Annotated in this window: 3 protein-coding genes; all 3 read left to right on the top strand. The window is 61.8% G+C overall.

The window, feature by feature from the left end; genetic code table 11:
* Positions 1-3,810 (top strand): DUF1593 domain-containing protein (locus FJ404_18920; protein MBM3824924.1); only part of this gene is annotated, 3,810 nt, incomplete at its 5' end.
* A 2-nt stretch (positions 3,811-3,812) separates the two neighbouring features.
* Positions 3,813-4,622, top strand: coding sequence for a DUF1080 domain-containing protein (locus tag FJ404_18915; GenBank protein MBM3824923.1), 810 nt, complete (start codon positions 3,813-3,815; stop codon positions 4,620-4,622).
* 245 nt (positions 4,623-4,867) lie between these two features.
* Positions 4,868-5,815 (top strand): SMP-30/gluconolactonase/LRE family protein, encoded by a 948-nt coding sequence (locus FJ404_18910; protein ID MBM3824922.1) that lies wholly within the window; start codon positions 4,868-4,870, stop codon positions 5,813-5,815.
* Positions 5,816-6,153 lie beyond the last annotated feature (338 nt).

Genomic DNA, 6,153 nt, shown 5'->3' with positions numbered 1-6,153 from the left:
GCCTCGTTTCACATCTTCGGAGGCGCCGAGAACATGGGGGAGAACGAGCGTGGCAAGATCGACCCGAAGTTCAGCGGCAGCCCGGAGGTCGCCGTGCCGGAGGGGAAGGTCTGTCTCCGCTTCTCGGCCCTGACGAAAGGCGCCATGGCGGGCATGACACTCAAGGATCTCAAGTTGCCCAACCAGGATCCCACCGGCGAGAAGCGGGGCTGGCGCGGCTCCACTCCGTTCGAGGAATACATCGCCGATTTCTCCACCTACAAGGACGTCGGCAAGTTTCACTTCCGGTATTGGGCCAGGAAAGGCGAGAAGTTCAAGGTCCAGGCCAAGATCCAGGGCATCGAGGTCGTGGGCACCGGGCAATGGGAGAGCGCCATCATCGAGCCGCTGCACAAGGAACTGCACACGCACCATATTCTCATGGCCTTCCAGAACCTGAACGACGGCCCCGCCGAGCTCTACCTCGACGACGCTTTTTACTACACGGGCGGCGTGCCGGGCGCGCTGATCCGCGCGCGGGAGGCAGGTCGTTCCGCTGCAGCACCCGCCAAGGCGGCGAAGCCACGGACGATCGTCACCACCGACATCGAGACCGACGATTACAACTCGCTCATCCGGTATCTGGTATACGCCAGTGATTTCGAGACGGTCGGTCTCGTGTACGGCAGCTCGGAGTTCCACTGGGCCGGAGACGGCAAGGGCACTACGTTCTTCCTGCCGCGCCGTCCGTACTCGACGCCGCAAACGTCGTGGCGCTGGACGGGCGTCCAACGCATCCAGGAGCTGATCGAGGATTACCGGACCGCCTATCCGAACCTCAAGGTCCATGACTCGACGTACCCGGCGCCGGATCATCTGCTGAGCCTCATCAAGATGGGCAACGTCGAGTTCGAGGGCGACGTCGCCAGGGAGACGGAAGGTTCGAACTGGATCAAGGACAAGCTGCTCGATGACGTGCCCGGCCAGTTGTTCCTGCAGGCGTGGGGCGGGCCGAACACGATCGCGCGCGCGCTGATGTCGATCGAGGAGCAGTACAGGGACACGCCGCAGTGGCCGGCGATCTACCGCAAGGTGTCCGACAAGGCCGTGATCTACACGTGGGGCAAGCAGGACGGCACCTACGATAGCTACATCGGTGTCAAGTGGCCGGAGATCCAAGTCAACGACATCTCCAGCAACGCGTGGGGGTACTGGACGCGCGGCGACTCATCGACTCATGTCCTCCATCAGGACAAGGTGTATTTCCAGTCGGAATGGACCCGCGCGAACGTCGTAAACGTCGGCCCGCTCGGCGGCAAATACCGCGTGTGGGCGGACGGCCGCCAGTTCGCGGGCGACCATGAAGACACGTTCGGCCTCGTCCCGTACCCAGGGCATCCACTTCCGGAGTCGCTGCCCAAGGACCACTTCATCTCCGAGGGGGACACGCCGGCGTTCCTAAACCTGATCGACACCGGCCTGCGCAGCCACGAACACCCGAGCTACGGCGGCTGGGGCAACCGACTCACGAAGGCCTCGACAACGCAAAACTACTGGACCTCCAACCAGGCCACCGAGCGCGACGAGACGGGAACGGTGGTCGGCAACTACACCAGCAAGCGCTGGGTGGCCGTCGCGCAGCGCGACTTCGCCGCGCGCCTGAAGTGGTCGGTGACACCATCCTTCGCCAATGCGAACCACCACCCGGTCGTCTCGGTCGCCTGCGGACTGGACCGGACCGCCGCGCCTGGCGAGACCGTGAACCTCGCGGGCACCGGCATCGACCCGGACGGCAACGCACTGACATACAGGTGGTGGCAGTATCGCGAGGCCGGCACCTACCCCGGCGCGATCACCTTTTCGAGCGCGACGACCGGCGCGTCAAGCTTCGTCGTGCCGGCCGACGCGGTGTCCGGCCAGACGATCCACGCCATCCTCGAAGTTGCCGACAACGGCACCCCGGCGCTCACCCGATGGCAGCGCGTCATCGTGACCGTCGCCCCTGCCGCAACCAAGGCGGATTCCCTCCAATCCACCACACTGGATTGCGGCAAGGGTGTGGAGATGAAATTCGCCTTCATTCCGCGCGGCACATTCTTCATGGGATCGCCCACGAGCGAACCGCACCGCTGCCCCGGTTGGTGGAGCGCGAACGAGACCCGGCACGAAGTCATCCTGACCAAGGATTACTACCTTGGCGTCACCGAAGTCACCCGCGAGCAGTGGATCGCTGTCATGGGCTACGATCCGTCAACCAGGCCAGCCTACCAGACGGTGAACACCAACACGGGCGAGACCAAGACGTGGACGATCAACTATCCCGATGATCTTCGGCCCAACAAGCCGGTGATGGGCATCACCCGTCAGGACGCCATCGATTTCTGCAAAAAGCTCAGCCAGGCCACCGGCCGAAGGCTGCGTCTGCCCACCGAAGCCGAGTGGGAGCATGCCTGCCGGGCCGGCACCCGCACGCCATTCTTCTGGGGCAGCGACCCGGCACAGGCACCCGAATACGCTATCTTTGGCCGCCCTTACGGGCAGAACGAGGTTGTGGCCTCCCGCAAACCCAATCCCTGGGGCTTGTTCGACATGAGCGGCAACGTCTGGGAATGGGTGCTCGACTACTACGGCGATTTCCCCAGCGAAGCCCAGACCGACCCGACTGGTCCGGCGACTGCCGACCCCAAAGATCCAAAGCACTCGCGCAACATGCGGGGCGGCTGCGCCGTCAACGATGTCTGGCAGCAGCGCAGCGCCTGCCGGCATCGTATCGAAGAAGATTTCCGCAACAGCGTCGTGGGATTCCGCGTGCTGCTGGAATCCGAACCGACCGGAAAGGAACCGGCGGCCTACAAGCCGAATCGCACCTCGCCATTCATCCGCCCTGAGACCCAAAAGTTGTGTGACCACCTGCAGAACCTCGCGGCCGTTTCGAAGGAAGAGTTGGCGCGGGATATTGCGCCTCTTGCGCCCGGGGGACAGTTGAAAGCCGATGACCAAGATCTCGCCAGATTTGTTCTGGATCTCGTGCAATGCCTTTCGGGCAAGAAGGTGTCGGCTGGCAATGCCGCAGTGTTAGCTGGGGACCTGGAACAGACGCTCAATCCTGGCCAGGGCAGCGTGCGCCAAACACAGGGAGCAGTGCGCAACTTTGCCCACACGCTAAAGCTCGCGGAAGCGGACCACGCGCAAGCAGACAAGGTCGGAGCCGACCTGACGGTGCTCGCCAAGGTGCCGACCGATCCGGGCCCATTCGACGGGCCCCGGCACCCGTTCCGTTTCGCATTGTCCGAGGCTCCCAGGTACGGCAAGGCCGTGCTGGTGGAGGATTTCGAGAGCGGCACGGACATCTTCAAGACGTGGTATCAACCCTATTGGAGCACCGGAATCGTCGCCACGTTCGACTCCCAGCACAAGAGCGGTGGGAATCGCGGCCTGACTATTTCGAACACCGGTCCCACGACCAAGCGGAGCAGCATGGCGAAGTTCCCGCGGCCGCATCAGGACCTTTCCGGCTGCAATGCCCTGCGCCTGTGGTTCAAGCCCCACGGATTGAAAGATTCCGAGGGGACGGTCTCCATGGGCTTCATTGATGGTTCGGGTGAAATCTGGCAGGTGGATCTGCCCGAGGTGCTGTCCGGCACAGAGCCGTGCGTCATTCAGGTTCGCCTGGGGGATTTTCGGAGGGTGCTGCGCAGGAACAACGGCAGGATCGATCTGGAGAACCGCGATTTTTGTTTCTGGATGACCGGCACATATAAGTTCACCGTAGATGACATCCTGTTCGTGCATGACCCGGCGCTGCCCGAGTTCCCCAAGCCCTCGAAGTGATTATGAAATCCATCCTCACCCTCCTCACCGCCTTGCTTCTTGTGCCTCTGGCCGCACATGGCGCCGCGACGACCGTTGCCAATGACGGCTTCACCCCGCTGTTCAACGGAAAGGATCTCTCTGGTTGGGACGGAGATCCCGCGCTGTGGAAGGTCGAAGACGGGGTCGTCACAGGGACATGCAGCGGTCCGGCGAGCCCCAAGCACAACAGTTTCCTCATCTGGCGCGGCGGCGTGCTGAAGGATTTTGAACTGCGCGCGACCGTTCGCATCATCGGCGACAACAATTCCGGCATCCAATACCGCAGCCGGCCGCTTCCCGAGGTCGGCCCGTGGGCGATCACTGGTTATCAGTGTGACATTCACCCGGCCCTGGAGCATACGGGCATGACCTATGAGGAACGCGGACGCGGAATCTTCGGGCTCAACGGCATGAACGTGGCTTTCGATCCCGAACGCCGCCGCTGGCTGATCGGCAAACAGGATCCGGTGAAGGTGGCTGTTTCCCAGTGGAACGAATACACCGTGATCGCGCGCGGCAATCATCTCGTTCACAAGATCAACGGCAAGGTCACCTCCGAGCTCTTCGACTACGACGAAAAGGGGCGGGCGCTCGAAGGGTTGCTGGCGATCCAACTGCACTCCGGGAACACCAACACGGTGCAGGTGAAACAAGTCCTGCTCCGACCGCTCACCGACGGCAAGGTGCTCGCGTTCGACGCATCGCAGCTTCCCGCCGGCGCGATCCGGATCGGAACCCCCGGCTCCAACAAGCCGCAAGGCCTCGGCCCGGCCACGCCGCCGAAGAAGTGACAGCTCGATAATCGTCAGCTTGGGAAAGGTCGCGCGCGAGGCGTCGGGCGTGTGAGAGGAGCGACGGAGCTGCATCACCGCGCTCTTGCGCGTTCTCAGCGCGAGTTGCTGGGTGATCGAACCGGCGATAAGCGCGGGCTCCCAGCGCGGCTGCCGCAAGCCCAGTGGAGACGACTCAGACGAATAAAATGTTGAGGATGTCCTATCCGGTCCGTTACATCCTGTTCCAACGCATGTCGCAACTTATGAACCAGGCCACCTCTGCCTTTTCCAGGATCTCTCGAGTCATCGGTGCTTTAGTCGCTCTCAGCCTCATTAACCTGCCGATCGCAATTTCTGCGGCGGACGCAGGCTCGACTTCGCAGACGCTGATCGCGCCGGGGGCAACGCTCAAGAAGTTGGGGGACGGCTATGCTTTTACTGAAGGCCCGGCAACTGACCGCGAGGGCCACGTTTACTTCACGGATCAACCCAACGACCGCATCGTTCGCTGGGATGCCAACACAAGCGAGTTTTCCGATTGGCTCAAGCCGGCCGGCCGGGCCAACGGCACCTACTTCACCAAGAACGGACACCTGCTCGTCTGTGCCGATGAAAAGAACGAGCTGTGGTCCATCGCACCCGACAAGACGGTCACTGTCCTGATCAAGGACTTCGGGGGAAAACTGCTGAACGGACCAAATGACCTGTGGGTTCGTCCGGATGGCGGTCTCTACTTCACCGACCCGCTCTACAAACGTCCCTACTGGCAACGCGATCCCAGTGCTCAGCAGGACGGTCAGCATGTCTACTTCGTCTCCGCCGATCGCAAGAACATCAAACGCGTCGCGACTGACCTGCGGCAACCCAACGGGATAATCGGTACCCCAGACGGCAAGACGCTCTACGTGGCGGACATCGGCGCCCGCAAAACGTATTCGTATGCGATCACGCCGAGCGGTGAGCTGGAGGCGAAACGCCTCTTCTGCGAACTCGGATCTGATGGCATGACCCTCGATCTCGACGGAAACCTTTATCTCACGGGCCGCGGCGTCACCATCTTCGATCCGAAGGGCAAACAGATCGAGAACATCCCCGTCCCGGAAGGGTGGACCGCCAACGTCACATTCGGTGGGAAGGATCGCGACATGCTTTTCATCACCGCCAGCAAAGGCGTCTACGGTCTCAAGATGCGAGTGAAGGGTGCCCAGTAATCCGGGCTGTTCAGTTTGTTCTAGAATTCGGTGCGGATATCCAAGCGTCCGAGCGCACGCATTGATTACGTTGAGGGCTTCAATATGACGAGCACCTCACAGTTTTCTGTGGCCTCCAATTCTCTGCGTTCCACTGCGGAGCTGGGCGATTTTTTTCACTTTGCGTACATGAATGCTGAACGGCCGCACAACCCTAGTCGCGCCCGGCATCAGCAGCATGACCCTCGCCGCGATGGTCCTCCCTGCCTACGAACATCGATTCCAGCTATGCAACAACGAGTCTTCAACGTTCTGCTTCTCACTCTTGGTGTCATCGGGCTTGCGTCGGCAACCCGGAT

This window comes from Verrucomicrobiota bacterium (assembly GCA_016871495.1).
In the GTDB taxonomy this organism is placed as follows: Bacteria; Verrucomicrobiota; Verrucomicrobiia; order Limisphaerales; family VHDF01; genus VHDF01.
This window is presented reverse-complemented; position numbering and strand designations above follow the sequence as displayed.

Coding starts and splice junctions, on each gene's coding strand:
- FJ404_18910 (MBM3824922.1), top strand. CDS start 4,868: ATGAACCAGGCCACCTCTGCCTTTTCCAGGATCTCTCGAGTCATCGGT.
- FJ404_18915 (MBM3824923.1), top strand. CDS start 3,813: ATGAAATCCATCCTCACCCTCCTCACCGCCTTGCTTCTTGTGCCTCTG.